At 56.2% G+C, this 24,306-nt stretch carries 21 protein-coding genes; 7 read left to right on the top strand and 14 right to left on the bottom strand.

Annotated elements, in window-relative coordinates; genetic code table 11:
• Nucleotides 1-87 precede the first annotated feature (87 nt).
• The 4 genes from NBV64_RS10735 to NBV64_RS10750 all read right to left on the bottom strand — a co-directional run bounded on the left by NBV64_RS10735 (nucleotide 88) and on the right by NBV64_RS10750 (nucleotide 4,048).
• The gene (locus tag NBV64_RS10735; protein WP_009457110.1) at nucleotides 88-432 is read right to left on the bottom strand and encodes an AzlD domain-containing protein; all 345 of its coding nucleotides are present in this window, start codon (nucleotides 430-432) and stop codon (nucleotides 88-90) included.
• 9 nt (nucleotides 433-441) lie between these two features.
• Nucleotides 442-1,125, bottom strand: coding sequence for an AzlC family ABC transporter permease (locus NBV64_RS10740; RefSeq protein WP_009457111.1), 684 nt, complete (start codon nucleotides 1,123-1,125; stop codon nucleotides 442-444).
• Nucleotides 1,126-1,146: 21 nt separating this feature from the next.
• Nucleotides 1,147-2,019 (bottom strand): M23 family metallopeptidase, encoded by an 873-nt coding sequence (locus tag NBV64_RS10745; protein ID WP_250755755.1) that lies wholly within the window; start codon nucleotides 2,017-2,019, stop codon nucleotides 1,147-1,149.
• Nucleotides 2,020-2,089: 70 nt separating this feature from the next.
• On the bottom strand, nucleotides 2,090-4,048 hold the full coding sequence (locus NBV64_RS10750) for a SurA N-terminal domain-containing protein (protein ID WP_021446540.1): 1,959 nt from the start codon (nucleotides 4,046-4,048) through the stop codon (nucleotides 2,090-2,092).
• A 170-nt stretch (nucleotides 4,049-4,218) separates the two neighbouring features.
• Between NBV64_RS10750 and ugpQ the strand changes: the two genes are divergently transcribed.
• Together ugpQ and NBV64_RS10760 are read left to right on the top strand one after the other, a co-directional pair.
• Entirely contained in the window at nucleotides 4,219-4,965 is a 747-nt protein-coding gene (ugpQ, locus tag NBV64_RS10755) for a glycerophosphodiester phosphodiesterase (RefSeq protein WP_009457115.1), read from the top strand.
• Nucleotides 4,966-4,990: 25 nt separating this feature from the next.
• Nucleotides 4,991-5,845, top strand: a complete 855-nt coding sequence (locus tag NBV64_RS10760) for a 23S rRNA (adenine(2030)-N(6))-methyltransferase RlmJ (RefSeq protein ID WP_009457117.1) — start codon at nucleotides 4,991-4,993, stop codon at nucleotides 5,843-5,845.
• A gap of 15 nt (nucleotides 5,846-5,860) precedes the next feature.
• Here the strand turns inward: NBV64_RS10760 and NBV64_RS10765 are convergent, their stop codons facing one another.
• Nucleotides 5,861-6,595: a pseudouridine synthase gene (locus NBV64_RS10765; RefSeq protein ID WP_009457119.1), complete on the bottom strand. Its 735-nt coding sequence runs from the start codon at nucleotides 6,593-6,595 to the stop codon at nucleotides 5,861-5,863.
• Nucleotides 6,596-6,631: 36 nt separating this feature from the next.
• Between NBV64_RS10765 and NBV64_RS10770 the strand changes: the two genes are divergently transcribed.
• Both NBV64_RS10770 and NBV64_RS10775 read left to right on the top strand, forming a co-directional pair.
• Nucleotides 6,632-7,207, top strand: coding sequence for a chorismate--pyruvate lyase family protein (locus NBV64_RS10770; RefSeq protein WP_250755756.1), 576 nt, complete (start codon nucleotides 6,632-6,634; stop codon nucleotides 7,205-7,207).
• 50 nt (nucleotides 7,208-7,257) lie between these two features.
• Nucleotides 7,258-8,466 carry an MFS transporter gene (locus NBV64_RS10775; RefSeq protein WP_250755758.1) on the top strand — a complete coding sequence of 403 codons (1,209 nt, stop codon included), beginning with the start codon at nucleotides 7,258-7,260 and terminating at the stop codon, nucleotides 8,464-8,466.
• Between the two features lie 75 nt (nucleotides 8,467-8,541).
• Here NBV64_RS10775 and NBV64_RS10780 read toward each other — a convergent pair whose 3' ends face one another.
• The 3 genes from NBV64_RS10780 to NBV64_RS10790 are packed head-to-tail and all read right to left on the bottom strand — an operon-like array spanning nucleotide 8,542 to nucleotide 11,103.
• Nucleotides 8,542-9,384, bottom strand: a complete 843-nt coding sequence (locus NBV64_RS10780; RefSeq protein WP_250755759.1) for an aldo/keto reductase — start codon at nucleotides 9,382-9,384, stop codon at nucleotides 8,542-8,544.
• 50 nt (nucleotides 9,385-9,434) lie between these two features.
• Nucleotides 9,435-9,773: a P-II family nitrogen regulator gene (locus NBV64_RS10785; protein ID WP_003799650.1), complete on the bottom strand. Its 339-nt coding sequence runs from the start codon at nucleotides 9,771-9,773 to the stop codon at nucleotides 9,435-9,437.
• Between the two features lie 19 nt (nucleotides 9,774-9,792).
• Nucleotides 9,793-11,103 (bottom strand): mechanosensitive ion channel family protein, encoded by a 1,311-nt coding sequence (locus tag NBV64_RS10790; protein ID WP_060185150.1) that lies wholly within the window; start codon nucleotides 11,101-11,103, stop codon nucleotides 9,793-9,795.
• 145 nt (nucleotides 11,104-11,248) lie between these two features.
• Here NBV64_RS10790 and argH point away from each other — a divergent pair, with 145 nt between their 5' ends.
• Nucleotides 11,249-12,670, top strand: a complete 1,422-nt coding sequence (gene argH, locus NBV64_RS10795) for an argininosuccinate lyase (protein WP_115633758.1) — start codon at nucleotides 11,249-11,251, stop codon at nucleotides 12,668-12,670.
• A gap of 241 nt (nucleotides 12,671-12,911) precedes the next feature.
• On the opposite strand, the gene NBV64_RS10800 is transcribed toward argH, so the two are convergent.
• Together NBV64_RS10800 and NBV64_RS10805 are read right to left on the bottom strand one after the other, a co-directional pair.
• Complete coding sequence (locus NBV64_RS10800) at nucleotides 12,912-14,327, bottom strand: IS1182 family transposase (RefSeq protein ID WP_250755761.1); 1,416 nt, start codon at nucleotides 14,325-14,327, stop codon at nucleotides 12,912-12,914.
• A 154-nt stretch (nucleotides 14,328-14,481) separates the two neighbouring features.
• Nucleotides 14,482-15,339, bottom strand: a complete 858-nt coding sequence (locus NBV64_RS10805) for a P-loop NTPase family protein (RefSeq protein ID WP_250755763.1) — start codon at nucleotides 15,337-15,339, stop codon at nucleotides 14,482-14,484.
• 166 nt (nucleotides 15,340-15,505) lie between these two features.
• On the opposite strand from NBV64_RS10805, the gene NBV64_RS10810 reads away from it, so the two are divergent.
• Nucleotides 15,506-16,348, top strand: a complete 843-nt coding sequence (locus tag NBV64_RS10810) for an ROK family protein (protein WP_250755764.1) — start codon at nucleotides 15,506-15,508, stop codon at nucleotides 16,346-16,348.
• Between the two features lie 280 nt (nucleotides 16,349-16,628).
• Here the strand turns inward: NBV64_RS10810 and NBV64_RS10815 are convergent, their stop codons facing one another.
• Nucleotides 16,629-19,079, bottom strand: coding sequence for a penicillin G acylase (locus NBV64_RS10815; protein WP_250755766.1), 2,451 nt, complete (start codon nucleotides 19,077-19,079; stop codon nucleotides 16,629-16,631).
• A gap of 154 nt (nucleotides 19,080-19,233) precedes the next feature.
• Nucleotides 19,234-20,646: an NAD(P)/FAD-dependent oxidoreductase gene (locus NBV64_RS10820; RefSeq protein WP_250755768.1), complete on the bottom strand. Its 1,413-nt coding sequence runs from the start codon at nucleotides 20,644-20,646 to the stop codon at nucleotides 19,234-19,236.
• Nucleotides 20,647-20,864: 218 nt separating this feature from the next.
• On the opposite strand from NBV64_RS10820, the gene NBV64_RS10825 reads away from it, so the two are divergent.
• The gene (locus NBV64_RS10825; protein WP_250755770.1) at nucleotides 20,865-21,533 is read left to right on the top strand and encodes a TetR/AcrR family transcriptional regulator; all 669 of its coding nucleotides are present in this window, start codon (nucleotides 20,865-20,867) and stop codon (nucleotides 21,531-21,533) included.
• A gap of 320 nt (nucleotides 21,534-21,853) precedes the next feature.
• Here NBV64_RS10825 and rlmD read toward each other — a convergent pair whose 3' ends face one another.
• The gene (gene rlmD / locus NBV64_RS10830) at nucleotides 21,854-23,164 is read right to left on the bottom strand and encodes a 23S rRNA (uracil(1939)-C(5))-methyltransferase RlmD (protein WP_250755772.1); all 1,311 of its coding nucleotides are present in this window, start codon (nucleotides 23,162-23,164) and stop codon (nucleotides 21,854-21,856) included.
• A 297-nt stretch (nucleotides 23,165-23,461) separates the two neighbouring features.
• Nucleotides 23,462-24,286 carry a peptidoglycan DD-metalloendopeptidase family protein gene (locus tag NBV64_RS10835; protein WP_009462088.1) on the bottom strand — a complete coding sequence of 275 codons (825 nt, stop codon included), beginning with the start codon at nucleotides 24,284-24,286 and terminating at the stop codon, nucleotides 23,462-23,464.
• Nucleotides 24,287-24,306 lie beyond the last annotated feature (20 nt).

Here is a 24,306-nt window from a genome sequence, read left to right on the forward strand (position 1 = left end):
TGCAAATCAGCTTTCAGCCGTACAAAAAACTCCCATCCGGCTCATGACACCAGATATCACAAAGGCAGAAACAGGGAGACAAGCGACTTACACACCCACGTAAGCCACGCACAGGCCATAGGCCAGCACGCCAGTCAGTGTTGAACCCGCAATGCCACCTGGCCAGCGACGGCCCAGCAGCACCCCTGCCAGACCTGCCAGCAAAGGCGGCAAGTCCAGGGACATATGTTCAGGGCGCAGCAAGGAGATCAGGGACACAACCAGCAAGGACACCACACCTGCCGGGCCAATGGCCCCAAACAGGCGTGGCCAGATCGAAACGCGGCTGGGGTCCACCTTGCCTTGTCGTCCACCCAGACGCAAGGGCAAGTAACGAATCAAAAATGTTCCCAGACCCGCCAGCACAATCATGAGCAGAAAACTCCAATCCATCTCCACTCCTTAAGCGCGGCGCAGGGCCATCAAACCACCGGCCAGCATGCCGACAATAATCGCCAGATACGATGGCAAGAAAGCCATGGCCAGAACAGCCCCTACAGCGGCAGCCACCAACACCGGCAAAGGTGCAGATCGGCGGATTTCCAGCAACAGGGCAAAGAACAAGGCGGGCAAGACAAAACCCAGCGTCTTTTCCAGCACGGGAGATTGACCCAGCAAATCGCTGGCGAAGAAGGCCCCCACGGCGGTGCCCAGCACCCAGGACAGGTAAGAGCCCAGTTGCAAGCCGCAGTACCAGGACTCCTGCTCCTGGGCCGGTTGGCGGGCTACTCCGGCTGCAGAAGCGGCAAAGACCTCATCGGTCAGGCCAGGAGCCATGAACAGACTGGAGACAGTTCTTGGGCCGGTAAAAAAGCCCATCAAGGTTGGGCCATAGAACACATGGCGCAGGTTCATGAGCAGCACAATACCCAAAATGCTGGGATAGGCGGCGCCTGCCACCAGCAGACTGATCAAAATGAACTGACTGGCCCCCGCGTACACGATCAGGGACACCATGACTGCCAGCCAGGGCGACAAGCCTGCGTGCACAGCAGTCAAGCCAAAGGAAATCGCAACGGGGACATAGCCCAGGGCGATTGAGGCGCTGTCTCGCAAGCCCCGTCGATATGCCGAACCGATGATCATGAAAAACCTTGCAGGCCTTGTCTAGGCCTGGAATGCACCAATAAAGATGGCGGGGTCCACCCGTGCGTTATTCAGACTGACATTCCAGTGCAAATGAGGGCCAGTCGCACGGCCCGTTGCGCCGGAACGCGCCACCACATCGCCCCTGCTGACACGATCACCCACACGCACATCAAAAGCCGACAAGTGACAGAACATGGTGATCAGGCCCTGACCATGATCCACAAATACGGTTTTACCGTTAAAGAAGTAATCCGCCACAATGGTGACAATCCCGTCAGCAGGCACTTTGACCGCCGTGCCGGTAGGCGCGGCAAAGTCCAGGCCCGAATGTGGATTACGCTCTTCACCATTGAAGAAACGGCGCAAACCAAAAGGACTGGTCAGGCGACCCGGTACCGGCTTTTCAAAGACCACATTGCTGGGGCCTTCTGTGCGGAAGCTGGCATATGCCTGCATCTGCTCCTCGTATTCACGCTCAAAACGGGCTTGCTGCTGCGGGTCCGGATTCACATGCGACTTGTTTTTCAGGGTGATGCGCTGCTCGCGGTAACGCTTGCTGCCAACCTGAAACGCTACGCCCGACTGTCCTTGCACGGATATGCTGTACTGGCCTGCTTGGGTTTTCAAGTCCAGTCCGACAATCGCTTTCCAACGCTGATCAGCATCCTGAATCACCAGCACACGGTTGCCATTAAAGTGCACCACCGGCGCTAAGCCACCCGCTCCCAGGTCCAGCACTGCCACCCCGCCTGGCACAGGGCGATGCAAGGTGCGCTCGATAAAGGTGCCCTGCCCAGGCGCAGCATAGGCCAAGTACGGTGCCGTCAGGCCCCAAACAGTTGCGGCGCCTAAAAGGCGCCGCCGTACCAGGGAAATATCAGTGTGATTCATCAGAATGCTCTTTGAAAAACACCCCTGGAGCCTGCTGGCTCCAGGGTTACAGGCTCTGATTCAAGCCGCTTTATTCATTTTCACCTGTGGAGGTCAACTCTTTTTCTGCTTCTGGCAGAATCTGAACCTTCTCTTCCACACGCATGGCTTGCAGAACGGCCTGGGTCTCCGTGCGGGCCATGGCTTGGGTCAACTGTGCTGTCAGCATGTCCAGCCCAGGGTTGCCGGACTTGCCGGGCTCATGGCTCAGAATCTGCACCACGGTGTAGCCCTGGGGTTGGCGATCACCCACATAGGCAGGCAGCTTGTCCACGGGGTTGGCCAGAACCTTGTTCAGCAAGGCTTCGTCCATCTCGGGGAATTCCGCACGGCTCACGGCAAACTGGGCCGAGAAGTTCTCAGGTTCGGCACCCGCTTGCAACTGCTTCAGGTAGTCCTCACCGGCCTGAACCGCCAAGGCAGCCGCCTTTTCACGGCGCAGGTTTTCCTCAGCAATAGTGCGTACTTTATCCAGTGCAGGCACATGAGCCTCGGTGACGTCGGTGACGCGCAGGGCAATCAAGGTGTCAGGCGATACTTCTACAACGCCTGCATTCTTGCGCGAAGCCAGAGTTTCGGCATTGAACAAGGCTTGGCGAACACGGCTGTCATCCAGCACGGCTGCATCAGGGCTCTTGGCGGCAGCCAGCTCACCTTCAACTTGCGAAGCAGGAATCAAACCTTGGCGGCTGATGCCTTCAGCCTGCTTCAGAGTCAGGCCCAAGGCATTGGCGGCGGCTTCCAGATTGTCCTCGTTGTCGTAAACCAGATTGGTCAGCTTGCTGGCCATATCGGCAAAGCGCTCGGAAGCCAGCTGCTTGCGCACTTCGTCCTGCACCTTGCTGCGAGCTTGCTCGAAGGACTCGCCTTGTTCGGGCTGAACTTCGTTACTCTTGAAAATGTGGAAACCGTTGGGGCCTTCAATCACGCCCGACACATCACCTTTTTTCAAGGCAAATACAGCGCTTTCCAGCACGGACGGCCAGGAGCCTTTGCTGATCCAGCCCAATTCGCCACCTTCACGGGCGCTACCCTCGTCCTGGGAGTTGGCACGGGCCAGGTCGGCAAAGCCTTCTTTATTGGCCTGGGCTTTTTCAGCCAGTTCGCGAGCCTTGGTCTGGGCCGCTTCACGTTCGGTATCGGAGGCACCGGCAGGCAATGTCACCAGAATGTGACTGATGTTCACACGGCCAGCTTGCACGTAACGAGCCTTGTTTTGCTCGTAGTATTGCTTGAGCTGATCGTCGGTAGGCGTCGCCAGATCCTTGGAGGCTGCCGCTTCATTCAGCAGCAAATATTCCACTTTGACTTGCTGGGGCAGTTCCAGTGATTGCTTGTTGGCGTCATACCAGGCTTGCAGATCGGCATCGCTGATCTGAACCTTGGATTCGAAATCACGAGTCAGGAAGCTGCGTGTGCGTACACCACGCTCTTCGGTCAGGGCGATTTCCAGCTTGTTCATCACGCTGGGCAGCATGGAAGAGCTGGCAGCCACGGGACCGAGCACGCGTTGCAGGGCCATCTGGCCGCGCTGGCTTTGCTCGAAATCACGGGTATTGATACCTGCCGAAGCCAGAACCTGGCTGTAAAGGGCGGGCGAGAAAGAACCGTTCTCCTGAAATTCCGGCATAGTGGCGATGTAGTCGCGCAGCGCAATGTCGGAGACGTTAAAGCGAGCGGCAGTAGCCACTTCAATTTGTACACGCTGATCAATCAAGGATTCCAGCAATGCACGACGGCTTTCCAGGCTGTCAGCCTGGGCCAGATCAAAACCGGAAGGATTGTTGCGCTGCATATCGTCCAGCTGCATGCGGCGCGCACGATCAAATTCCTGGGACGTAATGGCGCTATCGCCAACTTTGACAATATCGCTATCGCCCGAAACGTAGCTGGAGTAGCCGCTGACGCCGATCAGTACAAAAGACGGCAAAATCAACACTAACAGGACCAGCTGCATGACGCGTTGGTTCTTACGGATAATCTCGAACATTAATCATCACCTACTTTCGCTTGCAGCAGGGCGCTGCGGGTGGCGCATCAGGCCGGTGAGCCGGCTCGGCCTGAAAATATACCGTATATGAAAACCGTACAGTGTACAGCCCCGGTTAAAATAGTACATTGGCTTTTTATCACGCCTCTTGCGAGTCCGCCATGTCTTCAATGAATCATCACTGGCCCTACCCTGCTTTGATCGCCCACCGTGGCGCCGGCAAGATTGCCCCGGAGAACACCCTGGCCGCCATTCGGGTCGGTGCCCAGAACGGTTTTCGCATGATGGAGTACGACGTCAAACTGAGCCGTGATGCGGTTCCCGTGCTGCTGCACGATGACGAGCTGGACCGTACTTCCAATGGTCAGGGTATTGCCTCCAGGCTAACCTTGGCCGAGCTGTCCGCCCTGGACTTCGGTGCCTGGCATTCCTCGGCCTACGCCGGGGAGCCCATGCCCACATTAAGTTCGATAGCCGCCTTCACCCTGGCCAATCAGGTTCACAGCAATATCGAAATCAAGCCGACTACCGGGGACGAAGCCGAAACGGGCCGACTGGTCGCCCTGGCCGCCCAAGCCTTGTGGGCGCAGGCCAGCTTGCCGCCGCTGCTGTCGTCCTTTTCTGAAGAGGCTCTGGAAGCAGCCCAACAAGCCGCCCCCACCCTGCCCCGTGCCCTGCTGATTGAAGAAGATGTTCCGGCCGACTGGCCCGAACGTCTGGAGCGTCTGGGCTGCATGGGTCTGAATCTGAATGACCGCTTTGTCACTCAGGCTTTGGTTCAGGCAATTCGACAAAAAGGCTACACCGTGGCTGTCTGGACCGTGAACGATGCCGAGCGGGTGCGCGAACTGCTCGATTGGGGGTGCAATGGCATTTTCACTGATAAAGTCACCACCATTCGCCCCGACACTCTTTAATTAAACCGCAACACCAGGATTTCTCTTGTTCAGTTACCGTCACGCCTTTCATGCTGGCAATCATGCAGACGTGCTCAAGCACGCCACCTTGCTGCATATCTTTAATTACTACGCTCAAAAAGACAGCGCTTTCAGCATCATCGATACCCACTGTGGTGCCGGTATCTATGATCTGGAGCACGACTGGGCGCAAACCAAGGGCGAGTTCTACGACGGCCTGGACCGGGTCTTGCAGCAGGACGACTACCCGGAGCTGGTGGAACACTATATTGATGCCATTGCCGACCTGAACCCGGACGGTACCGCGCGCTACTATCCCGGTTCGCCCTGGCTGGCGCTGGAGCGCTTGCGCACGCAGGACAGCTTTCACGGCTTTGAACTGCACCCATCTGAATTCGAAGTCTTGAGCGACAACGTGGCGCAACTATTCCCCCAGGGAAACCGTCGGGTGCGCCTGTATCCGGAAAATGGGTTTGAACAGTTGGGACGCCTGCTACCGCCGCCCTCGCGACGTGCCATCGTGGTAATGGACCCCTCGTACGAGGCCAAATCCGACTACCAGCAGGTCTTGAACAGCGTCAAAAACGCGCTCAAGCGTTTTGCTCAAGCCTGTATTGTCGTGTGGTATCCCATTGTGCAGCGGCCCGAAGTACAAGCCTTGCAACGCAAGCTGGAGCAACTGGATACGCCCTGGCTGCATGTCAGCCTGTCGGTTCGTGCTCCGGCCAAAAATGGTTTGGGTTTGCATGGCAGTGGCCTGTTCATCAGCAATCCTCCCTGGACGCTGCTCAAAGCTCTGGAACAAAGCATGCCGTGGTTAACAAAAACGCTGGCCCAGGATGACAAGGCCAGCTTTCAACTTCGTCACTCGGGGCTGTAAGCCGCCCCTTTGCCTTTAGGCCAGGCTCTCGGATTCTTTCATGTAGCGCCACTGGCCCATAGGCAGGTCGCCCAGCACCAGATCGCCAATACGCACGCGCTTCAGACCCACCACTTTCAAGCCGACCAGTTCACACATGCGGCGAATCTGGCGTTTCTTGCCTTCGCGCAAAATGAAACGCAGCTGGTCATCGTTCTGCCAGGACACCTGGGCGGGCAGCAAGGGCTTGCCATCCAGGCTCAAACCAAAGTTCAGCAGTTCCAGGCCACGCTCGCTCAGCTTGCCGGTTACACGCACCAGATATTCCTTGTCGATGACCGAGTCTTCACCAATAATCTGCCGCGCAATACGACCATCCTGAGTCAGAATCAGCAATCCGGTGGAGTCGATATCCAGACGACCAGCCGGCGCCAGACCGCGCAAATGCGCCGGATCAAAGCGCTGGCTGCCGCGACCACCCTTGTACTGCGTAGAAGCGCCGATCAGGGAAACCGCATTGCGATAACCAGCTTCGGCTTGCCCCGACACATAGCCCACGGGCTTGTGCAGCAAGATAGTGGCACGTTGGGTCTGACGCTGACGCGCTTGTTTTTCCAGTGTGATTTTCTGATTGGGGTAGGCTTTGCTCCCCAGTTCAGAGACGATTTGACCGTCCACACGAACCCAGCCGCGCTCGATGAAAGCATCCGCCTCACGGCGTGAACACATGCCGCGCTGGGCCATTAATTTTGAGATACGTTCTTTTTCCATGAGCGCTATTTTATGGCTTTGGCGATAATACAGGACATGAAATTTCCCTCCAGCACAAAAAAACCCTGGCATGAGCACGTTCACCCCTCTGCTACCCCCGCTCAAAAGTACTGGCTACACCGTCCCGGCGCCCTGACTGGCGGTCTGCGCCGCTTGGGCAAGGTCGATCTGGAAGTGGTCAGCGAATACGCTTGCCGCTTGAACCCGCAAGAAGCCGCTTTGATTCAAAAGCCGCCAGGCACGCTGGCCTGGATACGCGAGGTGTCCATGGCGGTGGACGGAATCCGCTGCGTGATTGCCCGCAGTTTCACTCCCCTGCCCGCCTCACACAGCGTCTGGCAAGGCATACGGCGGCTGCGTAGCCGTCCGCTGGCCGACATGCTTTATAACGATGCCCAGATACAACGTTCCGCCTTTTTAAGCTGCCGTTTGAATCGCGGCATGAGCTTTTTTCGCACGATTGAGCGCGCCCTGAATCCCAGTGGCGAGCCGGTTCCGCAGGCTCAGCAGATTCTGTCGCGCTGCTCCGTCTTCTGGCGGCACGGTCAACCCCTCCTGGTGGCCGAATCCTTTATGCCAGCCTTCTGGGCACGCGGTGCTACACTGGTTTAGCTCAAATTCAGCATTAGCTAATAAAACAAAGTTATATACAGAACCAGACCATGTCCACGCAAGCCGATCCAAGCCGACGCAACGCCTTTATTCTTTCCGGGATGCAAGCATTAGGCGGGGCAAACCCGGCCTTGGTGGTCGCACTCAGCAGTCTGGTGGGCCAAAAAATGGCCAGCAGCCCGGACCTGGCGACCTTGCCGGTAGGTATTTTCAACCTGGGTCTGGCTGTGGGCATTTTGCCAGCGGCCTACCTGATGCGCCGCTTGGGGCGCCAGGGTGGCTATATCATCGGTGCCTTGCTGGGCATAGGGGCGGGCCTGCTGGCCGCCGCCGGGATCTACAGCCTGTCCTTTGTCATGTTCTGTGTGGGCACTCTGCTGGCCGGGCTGTATGCCTCTTACGTACAAAGCTATCGTTTTGCCGCGGCCGATGACGCCAGTGATGCCTTCCGCCCCAAGGCCATTTCCTGGGTCATGGCCGGGGGGCTGCTGGGCGCGATTATCGCCACCCAGACCATTATCCATACCCAGGACATTTGGCCGGAGCACCCTTTTGCCGCCGCCTTCCTGGCACAAGCAGTCTTGGCAGCCCTGGTCCTGCCCTTCGCCTTTGGCCTGCGCCTGGCACCGGGCACACGGAATCAGCAAGAGAAAATCCCCTACACCGGACGCCCCTTACGCGAGATTGCCTCCAATAGCTACTTCATCATTGCGCTCTTGGCCGGAGTCGCTTCCTATGTGCTGATGAACTTTTTGATGACGGCTTCGCCCTTGGCCATGGTGATGCACGGCCATAGCCTGAAAGAGTCCACCTTGGGGATTCAGTGGCATATTCTGGCCATGTTCGGCCCCAGCTTCTTTACCGGCAATCTGATCAAGCGCTTTGGCAAGATCCCCGTCACCTTTGCGGGCGTGCTCTTGCTGGGACTGGCCAGCATTGTGGCGCTGCTGGGCATGACGGTGCCGCATTTCTGGGTCAGCCTGATCTTGCTGGGTCTGGGCTGGAACTTCGGCTTCATCGGTGCCACCAATATGGTGGTGGACTGCTACCGCCCCGAAGAGCGTGGCCGTGTGCAGGCTTTGAATGACTTCATCATCTTTACCTGTGTGGCCTTGTCCTCCTTCACCTCGGGCCGCGTACTGGCCGTGTATGGCTGGTATGGGGTCAATACCTGGACGCTGCCGATCTCGGCGGTAGTCATGCTGGCTTTGGCCTGGTTGTACTTCAAGAATAAGCGTCAGCCCTACTTCGCCAGTTAAGCAAAGCAAGGGCTCGTGAAAAACGGCCCCCAAGCCTTGGATTTCATCCAGGCTTGGGGGCCGTTCCTCTTGCGTTCAAATCATCGGTAAATAAGCAGGCTTGGGGCCGCGAGGAAACTGAGCGTCCAATGCCTGAATATGCTCGGGCTGCAGCACCAGATCCCCGGCAGCGGCATTTTGCTGGGCATGAACCGCGCGCGAGGCCTTGGGAATCACAAACACATTGGGGTCACGCAGCAAAAAAGCCAAAGCCACTTGCCGCGCAGTAGCCTGATAATGGCTGGCAATCTCGGCCAGCAAGGCCCCGCCTTGAGAGTCCGGCTCGGGAAAATCATCGTGACCGAAAGGACTGTAAGCCACCACGCTGACTTGATGCTGCTGACACCAGGGGATGACTGCGTGTTCAATGGCACGCTCGTTCAGGTGATACAAGACCTGATTGCAGGCAATTTCACCCGGCCCAACGATGTCATACAGCTCTTCCAGATCCGGCACATCAAAATTGCTGACGCCCCATTGCTTGATCTTGCCTTGCTGAACTAGCCTGTCAAAGGCTGCGCAGGTTTCTTCCAAAGGAACCTGACCGGGCCAGTGCAATAAATACAGATCCAGGTAGTCCGTACCCAGACGCTTCAGGCTGGCCTCGCAAGCGCGGATTACACCCTGACGGCTCGCATTGAAGGGCAAGACCTTGGACACCAGAAACGCCTCGTGCCGACAACCTTGCAGGGCCTGACCGATCAAGGTTTCTGCCTGACCATCGCCATACATCTCGGCGGTGTCGATATGGTTCATGCCCGCGTCCAGCCCGGCCTGAAACGCGGCCACGCTCTGCGCCCAATCGGCCTGCTCCACATACCAACTGCCTTGGCCTACACGCGAAACACGTGGTGCCGACCCTAGTTTTTCATATCGCATCAGCTTGTCCTTCCATAACTACTGTCCAAACCAGCCCAACTGCGACCCCCTTACAAGGCGTCGCGACCGCTCTCCGAAGTACGGATACGGATAGCCTGCTCGACCGGCGTCACGAAAATCTTGCCGTCGCCAATCTTGCCCGTATGGGCGGCTTTGATAATGGCTTCGATGATTGCATCACAGCGATCGGCCGCCACCACGATGTCCACACGAATCTTGGGCAGAAAATCCACCACATATTCGGCACCGCGATACAGCTCGGTGTGGCCCTTTTGACGACCAAAGCCTTTCACTTCAGTCACGGTCAAGCCGTTAACATCCAGCTCTGCCAGGGCTTCGCGAACTTCATCCAGCTTGAAGGGTTTGATGATGGCCGTAATTTGTTTCATGGTTACTCGCACGTCAAATTTAAAGAGGATCTTTGGCAGCGCCCGGCAAGGACGGGCGATGACTTTCTGCTGCCAGACTCAAGCCCAGGCTCAAGTCGCGACCGGTAGGCGACTGGAACAGACGCAAGCCAAGCTCAGGCAGCACCGCCAGAATGTGGTCAAAAATATCGCCCTGGATGCGCTCGTGGTCCACCCAGGCGGTTTTATTGGTAAAGCAATACACCTCGATAGGAATACCGTCCGCCGTGGGCTCCATCATGCGCACCATCTGAATCATGTCCTGATGGATTTCAGGATGGCGCTTGATATACGCCATGCAATAGGCACGGAAGGTACCCAGATTGGTCAGGCGGCGGTAATTGACCGCATCCAGACCGGCACGGCTCAATTCCTGATTGGAACGCTCCAGATCTTCTTTTTTCTCGTTCAGGTAATCGCGCAGCAAGGCAAAGCGTGACAGGCTATCGACTTCAGTCGGCGTCAAAAAACGAACGCTGGAGGCATCAACGCTCAACGTGCGCTTGATACGGCGGCCGCCTGACTCAAACATCTGACGCCAGTTGCGATAGCTCTCGGAGAACAGCTTGTAGGTGGGAATGGTGGTGACGGTCTTGTCCCAGTTCTGGACCTTGACCGTGTGCAGCGCCATATCAATGACAAAACCATCCGCCCCGGCCTGCTTCATTTCGATCCAGTCGCCGATGCGCAACATGTCATTGGTGCTCATCTGCGTGCTGGCCACCAGCGACAGCAAAGTGTCTTTAAAGACCAGCAAGAGCACCGCCGACAAGGCACCCAGACCGGAGAGCAACAGAACGGGCGATTGATCCAGAATGATGGAGATCATGACAATAATGCCAATCGCCCACACCGCTATCTTGGCCACTTCCACATAGCCCTTGATGGACTTGGTGCGCCCTTTGCTGGAATTGGCGTAGACCTCTTGCCAGGCCCCCAACAGGCTGACAATCGCCATGATGAGAAAGACCAGAAAGCCCAGCAAGGCCACCCGCTCTATGATTTCCAGCAAGGTCTTGGCCAGGGGCAGCAAGGTCAGATTGGAGCTGACCACCAGCAAGGGCACGGCATAGCCCACATTGCGCACAAAGCGCTTCTTGACCAGGGCACGCGCCCAATCGTCCTTGCCCGCCACTTTCAGCAAACGCCGCACCAGGCGCGACAGTACGGAACTGGTCAACCAGCTGACAATCCAGACCAGCACCGTCAGCATGGCCAAACCGGCCAAAATCTGTACCCAGCGATCCTGCGGTAAATACGCTTCGATCCATTGCCATCCCAACAAATCGGCAAAGGTGCGTTCTTGCTCCATGTATTCTTCCTTGTCCAGCCAGCCCCAAAAAGGGCTCGCATGGTTTCCTAGAGTCTGAAAACTATCTAATATACTGCACAGCGTCTGTTTCCTGCGGGACTGGATGACCTGCGTCAGCCCGTCCGATCCACTATAATTGCCCTCTATGTCATCAAACACCCCCTCCTCTTCCCAAGACCAGTTCGCCAATAAGGCCATGGCCTGGTCGGCTCGTTTTTCCGAGCCCGTCTCTGACCTCGTCAAACGCTACACAGCGTCGGTGGACTTTGACAAGCGCATGGCCCGCTTTGATATTCAGGGTTCCCTGGCCCACGCCAGCATGCTGGCTGCCGTCGGTGTGATCACCGAGCAGGACAAGGCCGACATTGAACGCGGCATGAGCCAGATTCTGGACGAAATCGCCCAAGGCCAGTTCCAGTGGTTGCTGGATCTGGAAGACGTGCACCTGAACATTGAAAAACGTCTGGTCGAGCTGATTGGCGATGCGGGCAAGCGCCTGCACACCGGCCGTTCGCGCAATGACCAGGTCGCCACCGATATCCGCCTGTGGCTGCGCAACGAAATCGACATTGCCCTGGACCTGCTGGCCCAGATGCAGCGCAAGCTGGCTGAATTGGCACTGGCTCAGGCAGACACTATTTTGCCCGGTTTCACCCACCTGCAAGTGGCACAGCCCGTTACTTTTGGCCACCATTTGCTGGCCTACGCCGAAATGTTCCAGCGCGATGCCGAGCGTCTGCAAGACTGCCGCAAACGCGTGAACCGCCTTCCATTGGGCGCGGCCGCACTGGCCGGCACCAGCTACCCGATCGACCGTGAAATGGTTGCCAAGCTGCTGAACTTTGACGATGTGTGCCGCAACTCGCTGGACGCTGTGTCGGATCGCGACTTCGCCATCGAATTCTGCGCCGCTGCCGCCCTGATCATGACGCACATCTCCCGCTTCTCCGAGGAGCTGGTGCTGTGGATGAGCCCACGCGTGGGCTTTATTGATCTGGCTGACCGTTTTTGCACCGGCAGCTCCATCATGCCGCAAAAGAAAAACCCCGACGTTCCCGAACTGGCCCGTGGCAAGACCGGTCGCGTCAATGGTCACCTGATTGCCCTGCTGACTTTGATGAAAGGCCAACCGCTGGCCTACAACAAGGACAACCAGGAAGACAAGGAAGGTCTGTTCGATTCGGCTGATACCATTCGCGACACCCTGACCATTTTTGTAGACCTGATCTCCGGCATCAAGGTCAAGCCAGAAGCCATGCGCGCCGCAGCGCTGCAAGGTTTTGCGACTGCTACTGATCTGGCCGACTACCTGGTCAAGAAAGGCCTGCCTTTCCGTGATGCCCACGAAACCGTGGCCTTGGCCGTGCGTGAGTGCGAGCAACTGGGTTGCGACCTGGCAGACCTAAGCCTGGAGCAACTGCAAAAGTTCGACAGCCGTATTGAGTCGGATATTTTTGGCGTGTTGACTCTGGAAGGCTCGGTGGCTTCACGCAAACACATCGGTGGCACCGCACCTGAGCGGGTGCGTATTGAAGCACAGCGCATTCTGGATCGTATTCCTGGCTGATAAGCAGCGACTGCTGAAAGCAGAAAAAGCCGCTCCTGTCCCAGGAGTGGCTTTTTTTATAGGTGTTGACTTAGATTTGATCTGACGTGTTTTGTCAGTTGCGTTAGGGTTAGGACTGGAACCGCCGCTTTCGGCCGATTCTGTTGAAAAACTCGCTTTGAATTTTTTGGCGGCGGCAGCTGCGCAGGATTCATGATCGAGTTTTCGCGAGTAGATCGCAAGGCAAACCTCTCTGCCTACCTCATGCGATCTTCAATCCTGCATTTGTTGCCCCTGGCATCAGCCACTTCGCCATTCTTCTCAGATTCTGAGCCGTTGCAGCCAGCAAGAACTCGTCGCGCGCACCGCTAAGCCCGCGCAGCCTGAGCCGATCTAGCTTCATGATGCGCTTGAGGTGTGCGAAGAGCATCTCCACTTTCTTTCGCTGCCTGCGCGACTGGCTGTACTCCGGTGTCTGAGCGATCGATCGTGCCACGTCCCGCGCGTCTTCATGAATGCTGCGCGCGATCTTGCGGAACGACGTGTTGGGGCAGCAATGCTCTTTGCGCACACAGGAAGTGCAATTAGCCTGACTCGCGCGGAAGATCACGGTGTCTGCCTTGGTGATGCGTGTACGCGGCGTGGTGAACTGGCGTCGATCATTGCGCAGTGCATGTCCTTCCGGACAGACATACTCGTTGCGTTCAGGCACCCATTGGAACTCGCCGATCGACAGGCTACCGTCCTTGCGAACCGTCTTATCCCATACCGGAACATGGGGTTCGATCTGTTTATCTTGGACCATCCAACCCAGCAGCGGTGCGGTTCCATAAGCGGTGTCGCCCACCAGGCGCTGAGGTTTAATGTCGAAGCGCTGCTCGACTCGGTCGATCATGGTGCGGGTAGATTCCACCTCCCGCGTGCGGTGCGCCGGTGTGGCCTCAACATCCATGATGATTCCGGCTGACAGATCGATTAGGTAGTTAGTGGAGTAAGCGTAGAACGCAGGGCCACCCGATGCGGCAGTCCAGCGTGCAGCAGGATCAGTCGGAGAGATATTCCGAGGCGCAACGTCTGCGCCAGGTGTTGCCTCGAGAGCGTCCTTGGTCACCGGATTAGCGGCATCCAATGCTTCTAGATACTCGCGCACAGCACGACTGCACCGAGACTCCTGACGCCAATTGACGAGCTCTGAGCTGGGCATCTTGCCTGCCCGATTGGCATCGGCCTTGATGATGCTGGCATCAACGGCGAACCCTTCACCTTGAACCAGACCTTCGCTCATGCACCGGCGCAACACGGTCTCGAAGACGAAGCGAAACGCGTCGCTCTGCCGGAAGCGGCCATGTCGGTTCTTGGAGAAGGTGGAGTGATCAGGAACCTTGTCTTCAAGGCCAAGGCGGCAGAACCAACGATAGGCCAGGTTCAGGTGAACCTCTTCGCAAAGTCGCCGTTCAGACCGGATGCCCATGCAGTAGCCGATCACGAGCATACGAATCATGAGTTCGGGGTCAATCGAAGGTCGGCCGGTGTGGCTGTAGAACGGCGCCAGATGCTGGCGTAGCTCGCCAAGATCGAGAAAGCGGTCAACGCCTCGCAGGAGATGGCCTTGTGGGACATGGTCCTCAAGGTTGAACGCGTAGAAGAGCTGATCCTGAACCGTAGCTTGACCCATCATGATGCACATCTCCGTTGATGAGGATAAGACACCAGAACGACGTGACGGTTCTACAATTCAGCAGAGTTTTTCAACATAATCAGCCAGTAGCGGTCATCCGCAATTTCTTTCGGTTATGCGGATGCAGCGCTATTCGCATTATGGATATACAGAGTCAGCCTTTGTACTGACGGGAATCCTTACTACTGCGGAGTCTGCCAGCCAAATGACGGCTGAAAGAGCACCATCCTTCCGGCCCAGATATACCAATAGGCTGAGCCCTTAAAGGCAGCGTGGCGTTCTTTGCTGCCTCCAGTGTTTCGAATGTTTGCTCTTCTATCTGATAAACATCGCTAGTGCCGGGTCGGCTAAAGAAGAGTCGAACATTGGTAGCTATGGGTGAAGGTGTAAGAGAAGTCTCAGCCATTGCGATAGCCGCATCCCAAAGCTGTGCTCCAATTGGCATCAATCCCTTTTTAATTTCGTTTTCAATCTCGGGCTCTTGAACGCCATTAGTCGAGACGATGCAGAGAAATTTGCCATTAACGAATTTGCCTCGTGGTCGTTCATGAACAAAACTCAGGTATGGGTCTGGCTTGTAGTCGCGGACCGCAGTGAAGCGGCGGATTAGCCAGTTGGAGGGTATGCGTGGCAAGTAGAATGAAAGGCCGCCAGCACGTTCCAATTCGGCACATGTTTTTGTGTCACGTATGGCAATCTTAAGGAAAAATACTCCTCGAGAACCAAGCTTAAAAGGCTGGAGAGTCAATTCAAGCCTAGGAGTGACAGAATTCCTTTGGAGTAGTGCCCAGTTTGGCCAGCCATTTTGCTGCGCTATATGGTCAAGAGCTTGACTTTGCTTCAGTAAGGGATTGCTGCGACGCAAGTCTTTGGCGTTGCGCTTTAGCCGGTCGATACTGTTGGTGGTGAAATGAGTTCGCATTGAAACCTCGCTAAGTAATGCCGTCAAGTCGATGTGCCCGTCAAAGACCACGGCAGACAAAGCCAGGTCACTGAGACTCTCTTTCCACACGCGCCATTTGCGGCTTCGCCAATTCGGGCAGGCAGGCCCCGTGCTTCGGGCCAACTATTATTATAACAAATTTGACCATAGTTTCTGGCAGGCTGGCGAATTCCGTTTAACCCACGTTTTTCAACGCTATAGGCCAAAAGCGGACACAACTCTACTGAGGTAAAACATGATGAATCAGGTTTTCCAGTCCGCCGTAGGAGTTGATCTTGGTGGGACAAAGCTACTACTGAGGTATCGAGATCACGTCCTGCGGTTCGAAACCGGACCCGATTTCGGTGCTGCTGATCTAAGGGATATCTTGAAGGATTTTATTGGGCAATACGCCGAACCAGGTGTTGTAATTGGCATCGCTGTACCTGGCGTCGTCGAAAACGATACTGTGGTTGCCTGTGATGTCTTGCCGAAACTTGCTGGGTGGAGAGCAAATACTCTGCTTTGCCAAAAAGTCGACCAGATTTCCTTGGTAAACGATGCGAATGCAGCACTACACGCTACTGTAATTGACTTGGCTAGTGACAAGACAGCCGTCACCGTTATGGTGGGTACTGCCATTGGTTGTGGTCTTATGCTCGACGGCAAAGTATTCCGCGGTGCAAGGGGGTGGGCTGGCGAACTTGGATATTGGCCAGTGCAGGCATCTGGCTCACAGTGGCAAAGACTCGACGACATCGCTGGCGGACGCTACATGGCCAATAGACTTAACGTTGACGCAAACCAGTTAGCACTGTTAAGCCAACAGGGTCATCGGGCGGCATTAGAAGTGATTGCGGAAGGAGGACGCGCTCTTGGGCGTGCACTTGGGGGAATCATCAATCTATTGAACCCACATCGTCTTTCAGTCGGCGGGGGCACCCTCAAACTTGTTGGATATTGGGCAGAGGCGCAAACCCAAATCGAAGCCTCGGCGATCCCAAGCATACTAAAAGAGTGCGAGATACGGACAGTTCACGAATTGGAGGACCTCGTCGCGATGGGCGCCGCTCAAATTGCGCTGACAGCTTCTCGCTGAGTTCGTGGCTCACCACCTATTTCCGCTCCGGGTCGTTTTCTGCCCAATAGATCTGCCAGCGTCTGTCAGATCAACCTGAGTCAATACATTTATATCGCTTCAACCTACTGCCAATCCTGCACGGATTTGCAGCTTGGACTTCATACTCAGCTTCGCTCCTGATACTGACAGGCTATTTTTACTCATTTACAACTTCGGGCTACATCTCCTGGCCAGCTAAACCCTCCAGCAACGATCAGAAAAGCGGCACCGCCTCAAAGTGCAGGTGCCGCACTCGACGTTAAGGCTGAGGCTGAATCAACAGCATCGTGCTGCTTTGCGCATTACGACGAATGTCCGTATGTGTCACATCCATAGTCTTGCACTCGAAGTTCTCGTACAACTTCAGCTGATCCTCGTAATGCGGGCTGCGCACGCCATTGCGATCCGTGAATCCGCTCTGACCGGGTGGCATGGCATCACAAAACTCCACACCTTGAGCATTGAACACCACACGATTATTTTCCGTTCCACGGTTCTGATAGCCTGTGAATGCAAAGGTATTGCCCGACGTTGTTTGCGGGGTTCCCGTGAAGTTCTTGTCACTGAAGCGATGCACTGACGTAGGCAAGGTCCAACGTGCCATCTCAGCGCCCTGCTCCTGGCTCAAGCGCACCTGAGCGTCTATCAGAGCCTGATGCATGATCTCTTGAGAAGATCGATCTCCAAAGACATTCACACGCTTGGGATCAGGATTGGCTTCCAGCGCCAAAGCACGCAACAGGACCTTGGTCCCCATGCTCAAGTTGATCGAACCTGGATTGGGGCCTTGCTGCGTTGCAAACCCTGTCTGGCTATACATGGCACGATGCGACTCTGGCACGACCGGCATCAAGACCTGTTTGTACATCTCCTCCAGCCAGGTCTTGAACAACACGCGTGCTGGCCCGACATTATGCCCATCCTGATCTCGTTCCATACCATTCCAGGCCAACAGGACGTCCAGTGCCGCCTTGCTGGAATCCTTGGCCGACAGCTGCTGCGCCAGCTTTTCCAGATGCGGACGGAAGTAGCGCCAGTTCACATCGCTATAAGACGCCTTTTTATTGAACTCCCAGATCTCCTGCACGCTATGGACGTCCTTGTCCTGATACTGGCTGGTCAACTCGTTCATGCGGTCGCCATAGGTCCAGTAGTAAGTATCCGTATTGGTCTTATCCGGCGCGGGCTTGTTATTCCAGTTGACCAGATAGCCTTGCGGCGGATTGTAGGCTTTAGGAATCGCGTCAAAACTCTTGATGCCCTGCCACTCCATGCTGCCGTCCCCTTTGGCTGGCACGCGGATGTCTTGATTGGCAGGACGCTGGGGCAAGAAAGCAGGAGAGACATAGCCGATATTGCCGTGCTTGTCGGCGTAGTACCAGTTAATGGAAATCGCCATCTTGCTGGCCTGATCCAGAAACTCCGTCCAGTTGCGCGCCTTGGCTACATTCAGCCAAGCCAGCAAGGACTGCACCTCATAACCATCCCAGCTGCGTTTCTTGCTGTAAGCCGTGCCCTGTTCATAATCAAACTGCATCACGGGGCCGTGTACGGTGCGCCAGATCGTCATTTCACGATCAGCCTGGCCACGCACCTGGATGCGCTCCTTGCGCTGCTCCATCGTGCGCCAGGCATTATTGAACCAGTACTGATCGGCGCGCGCCGGGTTCAGTTTCTCCTGGTACATATCCACCACGTCCTGAGGACCAGCAGTCGCCCCCCAGGCAATCTCGCTATTGGTACCGAACAGAACAATCGGATAAGCAAAAGGCGTATTGCCCACCACATCAAAGCCCGCGCCGTGCAGTCCGATACCGTAGGTGTAGGCCGGGTTGTACCAGCCAAACTGCGGGCCGTTGATCAGGACGGTAGACCCATCCTGAACACGCTCGGGGCGGGTGCTCCACAGATTACTGGCCTTGGGTGCAAAGTCCGGGCCACGGCCACCCCAATGCTTGTCCTGACGCGCCAGCTCGGCAGCCAGAACTTGTGAAGAAACATGGGTCAAATTCTGTGACCCTGCTTGCGCCTGCGGCTTGCGCTGGGCGGCGGGGGCCGGAACGGTGGTGGGGGCTGTTGTGTCATTGATCCACAGCAGCTCATCAAACAAGGCACGGCCACGTTCCGGGCCGTGCTGTTTTTCCAGAGACTGACGCATGGCCAGCGCGGTGACTTCGAGATTCGTGTCGGAGAAGCGGTTGGCCATGGAGCCCACCCAGATCATGACCACATCAAAGTCGGTCAGCGGCTCGGGCTGGAAATCAAAGTCTATGTATTCTTTAGGCAGCAGTTCAGGACGACGGCGCACCTGCTCCAGATAGGCGTTATAGCCATCGGCATAGCCACGGAAAATATCGCGCTCATCCTTGGACAAGGCTGCAATCTGCCGCTGAATAGAGGCAGGGGTGAAGTTCTGACGCACCTGCATGTCGTACTTGACGTAGACATCCTGCTCGCCAGGACCCAGAACGGCGGCTGTTGTGCCTACAAAGGAGCGGCGCGCCATATCCATCTGGAACAGACGGTCTTGGGCGACCGCATAACCATAGCCGTAATACAAGCCATAGTGGCTGTCGGCAAAGACGTGTGGCACACCATAGCTGTCACGCATCACCTCTACCGACTGCACCTGCGCATGGGCCGGTGCCCCCGCCAAACCCAAGATCAAACCAGCGGCCGTAACCCCTGTACGAACAAGCCCTTTCTGCATATCTGTCCCTTGTTTTTATGATACTGAAAATTATTATGAACCTAAAATATTGAAGCCAATACGAATAGGAAATCACAATGTAAAACAATCAGGATCGAAAACAAGTAAGGGCTTGCCCTAGTCAGCGCTGCTAAGCAAAGGCTTGAAAACGTATTTAGAAAGACACCAGACGACCGGGATTCACCGCACTCATCATGCCAATGGCTGCCTTGACCACAGGGATCGCCAGGCCGGACAACTGATGGCCCAGAGGAATGCTGCGATGGGTAATATCCGTCAGCATGGCAAAGTCCTCGTTGCGACCCATGACGTCGTCACTAATGGCTTTACCAATACGCACGGTTTGCGCTACGCCGTGACCACTCCAGCCATGCACCATGTACACGGGTACCGCATCCTCGGTTTTACGCGAATCAGTTGCCCCGTTCAGAGTAAAGTCACTGATCCCGCTCCAGGAAAAGTCCAGCTGTACCTGTTCCAGCTGCGGGAAAACGGTCTGAATACGATCCAGCAGGTAGTCATTGATACGTTCGGGGGACCAACTGGTGCCTGTACCCTGCCCGCCAAACAACAGGCGGTTTTGACGCACGGCGCGGTAATAGTCGATCTGGAATTGCGTGTCATACACCGCACGGTCTGTTGGCAACAGCTCGCTGACTGGACACTCCAGGGGTTCAGTCACACCCACATAGGTATAGAACGGGACAGTGGTATTGGATTGCGTCGGCAAGAACTGCGAAGTCGTATCATGCACGGCCAGCACCAAGGCCTGACGGGCCAGAATCGTGCCACCGGGGGTGATAGCCAAAGCGCCCTTTTCCGTCTGCTCGATTTCCTCGACCGGACTGCCTTCATAAACTCGACCGCCATGTTGAACCAGGCCGTAAACCAGTCCGCGCAGTAGCGCCAGGGGATGCAGTTGACCACCCAAGGTATCCACCACCGCACCATGATATAAGGGCGAGCGGATTTCCTGCTCCAATTCGTAGCTACCCACAACTTCCACGCTGGTATCACCCAGATAGCGGCGGGCATCCGCCCCCTCTACCAATGCACCCATATGACCTGCGTGCACAGCAGCCGTCAAATGGCCACGACGACGATCAAAATCCAGCTCGTAATCCTGAGCAATCTGATCGAGCAGATCCATGGCTTCATGCGAGGCAAAGCGCCACAAGCGACGGGCCTCATCCAAAGGCAGATGGGCAATCATGTCTGCGGCTTCCCAACGGGCCAGGCCGGGAGTCAGCTGACCACCATTTCGGCCTGAAGCGGCAGAGCCAATACTGTCTTTTTCTACCAGCACCACGTCCAGGCCAGAGCGGGCCAGGTGCAAGGCGGTAGAGGCACCCAGCAAGCCACCACCCACTACCAGCACATCACATTGCGTGTCGGCTTGCAGAGAATCAAAGCGGTTCCAGGGGGCAAGTGATGCTTCGTAATACGTCGCGGGCGCGACAGCTTCGTTCAGATGGCCTTGTCGCCAGTTCCACAATCGGGGATTACTGACCAGCAGGCTCTCTGCATTGGAAACATCATTTAAAAGAGTCGGTTTGGAAATAAGCATAAATGTCCTGTGTCTGTTACGGCCTTTTGGCCGCCTGGATCACAGAGCGGAATGCTCCGGTGACGCCCCGTCAACGCGGCGTTCCGTTCTGTCTCGTTATCAACACCCCGTTGTAAAAACGGGGTGGAACGATCTTCTTCTACGCTGTAGAATTAATTTATTCTACTCTGTAGAGTTAAACTTGGCAAATCTGCCCTTTCCCTATCAAAGGAACTCTATTGGTCCAAGCACCCGCCACGCGCACACGCAAACTGAATAAGGACGAGCTGGTCATCGCCGCCGTCACCTTGATGGAGGAAGCCGGAGACAGCGGCTTTTCTTTACGCAAGCTGGGAGAGCAAGTCGGTTGCGATCCCATGGCCGTGCTCTATCACTTCAAGTCCAAGGACGGCTTGCTGCGTGCGATGGCAGATTATTTGACAGGCCGCATTCAGGCCGTGGATACAGGTCTGTCGTGGACAGAGCGTTTGTATGAATTGGCCCGACAGTATCGTGAGCTGGCCTTGGGCCACCCACAGACTTTTCAGCAAATGCAGCGTTTTCTGAATACCGGCAAGGCCGACTATCTGGTTCTTGAGCAGGTATACAGGGCCTTGCGCGATGGCGGTTTGAGCGATGCCGAAATCCCCGCCGCCTGTGTGGGCTGGTATGCCGCTTTATATGGATTGATTCAGGGCGAGCTGGGTGGACTTATCCGCCCGGTCACTGAGGAAGAGCTAAACGAACTGGAACAATGGCCCGCCGAGGATGTGCCTATGCTGCGCCAGATTCTGCCGCGCTTTGTGCATCTGCAATCCGAGCAGGTATTCAAGATGATGATGGAGCTGATACATGATGGCTTGATTGCCCATGCTGGTAAAGCGGCGACACCTGCCACCAAGCAGTAAAACCAGCAACGGACCGAATCAAACACACAAAACCGATCAGCCAGCCTAGCCTTCAAACGTGGTGATAAAAAATATATAGCTGCCGGCCACCTTGGCAAGGACACGGGCTGGCTCATGCCCACATCTCGAGAAAAGCACCTGAACGCGACTGATCTTTCCGCCAGCCTTCAAAACGTGATACTACCCAACTGGTCGGGATTGAAGGCAACAGCACCTTGGGCAAACGAGCTGACAAAGCCCCCGAGAAAAAACAAATGCCCCGCAAACTGGAACTCTGTCCAATTTGCGGGGCGTTTTAGTTCAAGCCTGCTTAGGTGTACTTAGCGTGTAAAGACGGCAATTGATTCCACGTGTGCCGTATGCGGGAACATATTCACCACACCGGCCGATTCCAGCGTGTAACCACCCTGGTGAACCAATACACCGGCGTCCCGAGCCAGAGTACCTGGGCTACAGGACACATAAACCAGACGCTCGGGGCGCTCGTGCTTTTCCAGTTGCGCCAAAGCGGTGGCGACCGCAAAGGCACCATCACGCGGCGGGTCAATCAACATGCGATCAAAATGGCCCAGGTCACGCAGCCATTGCACGTCCACCTCAAACAGATTCAGCGTCGTGAATCTTGCCTTGTCCTGCAAGTTGTGGGCCAAGGCTGCTTCACCGGCACGTTCGGTCAGAGTGCTGCTGCCTTCAATGCCAACCACCTCGGCGGCACGGCGTGCCAGCGGCAGGCTGAAGTTACCCAGACCACAGAACAAGTCCGCCACACGATGCTCGGGCTTGACGTCCAGCAGGGTCAAGGCACGCGAGATCAGGCTGCGGTTAATGTCGTGGTTCACCTGCGTAAAGTCTGTAGGACGGTACGGCATACGCAAATCAAATTCAGGCAATGCATACGCCAGCTTGTCCGCATCTTCGCGCAGCAAAGGATGGGCCGTTTCCGGGCCCTTGGGCTGCAGCCACCAGCTAATGTCGTGCTCCTGACCGAAGCTCTGCAAACGCTGGATATCCTCGCTGGTCAGCGGCTCCATATGGCGCAAGGTCAAGGTGGTGATCTTGTCGCCCATGGCCAGCTCGATCTGCGGCAAGCGATCCGGGCGGGACAGGCCTGCCAAACAAGAACGCAAGGGCTCCAGCAAGGCAGAAACTTTGGCGGGCAACACACGACATTCCGTCATGTCCACCACGTAGCGACCATTCTTTTCACGAAAGCCGACCAGCACCCCACCCTTTTTAGGCACGTAGCGCATGGAGAAACGAGCGCGGTAACGGTAACCCCAGTAAGGGCCGTGCAAGGGTGCCAGCACGCGACCTGGCTTTACCTTGCCAATATGACCCAGGGAATCTTCCAGAACGCGCTGCTTGACCGCAACCTGGGCCGAGGGCTCCAGATGCTGCATGGCACAGCCACCACAGACACCAAAGTTGGGACAGGGAGGTTCAGCACGCTGCGACGACGCTTTCAACAAGGCCGTCATGCGGGCTTTATCGTAAGAGTCCTTGGAGCGCACCGTCTCGGCCAGCACCTCCTCGCCGGGCAAGGCACCTTCCACAAACACCACTTTGCCCTCTTTGTGGGCGACGCCGCGTCCTTCCAGATCCAGCGATTCAATTAACAATACGTCAGACATTCGATAAAAACCTAAATAAGCGTCCTGCCAAGCAGAATGGCGCAGTTGCATTGCTGCAAACGATGGCGAATCGCTGATTTTACAATGAGCATTCGGCACAACGGGTAAAAACAAGCACAACGCGGCCATAGCGGCTCGGCGACACGATAAAATCTGTTGTACCCGGGCTGAACAAGAGGCATGGCCTTCAAGCATGGAGGTGGATTTTCATGACACGAGTCATTCCTCCCCGAGCGGCCAACGACAAGGCACAAAAAAAGCGGCCAGAAGCCGCTTTTTTCAGTCTAGATACCGAGCTTATCGCGTAGGCAGGTACGAGATCGGGTTGACCGGCGTACCGGAGCGACGAATCTCGAAGTGCAGTCGTGGCGAGGTGGTGTCAGACTGACCCAGATCGGCAATACGCTGCCCCTTCTTCACCTGCTGACCCGTTTTAACGTGCAAGACACTGTTATGGGCGTAAGCAGTGATAAAGCCATTGCTGTGGCCGACCAGAACCATGGAGCCTAAACCGCGCACACCGTTACCGGCGTACATGATCTTGCCATCCGCTGCGGCAACCACGGGGTCGCCCACCTTGCCTTCGATATCAATACCCTTGGTCGAGGCATTGAAACCCTGGATGATCTTGCCACTGGCAGGCCAGCCCCAGGCGATCAGAGCCGCGTCGCTTGCGCGAGGCGCAGACACGGGCGTTTCAGTCTTGACCGGGGTGGCCGGGCTGACGGGTGAGGTCTGTGTGCTACCGCTACCGGCTGGGCGAGTCGTCACTGCCGCCATCGAGGTATTGCCATCCAGACGCAAGGTTTGACCCACGCGCAACATGGAAGGATCCGTAATCTGATTCAACTGGATCAGCGAGTTCACGTCCATGCCGTGCGCTTGTGCAATCTTGTAGAGCGTATCGCCGGGGCGTACCACATAGGTACCCGAGGCACTGCTGACGCTGCCTGCCGCCGAAGAGGAACTCAGGTCAGTGACTGGAGCGCGCTCATTACGGCTTGCACAACCAGCCAGCAGGGTACTGGTGACCACAGCCGCCACCAGGCACTGACGGGGCGTCAAGAACCACTGTGTACCGGTGGAAGCAGCGGTTAACGGTAACCTGACTGCATGCTGCATATAAATCTCCTGAGAATATC

This window comes from Alcaligenes sp. DN25 (assembly GCF_023674485.1).
Classification (GTDB): Bacteria; Pseudomonadota; Gammaproteobacteria; order Burkholderiales; family Burkholderiaceae_B; genus Alcaligenes; species Alcaligenes phenolicus.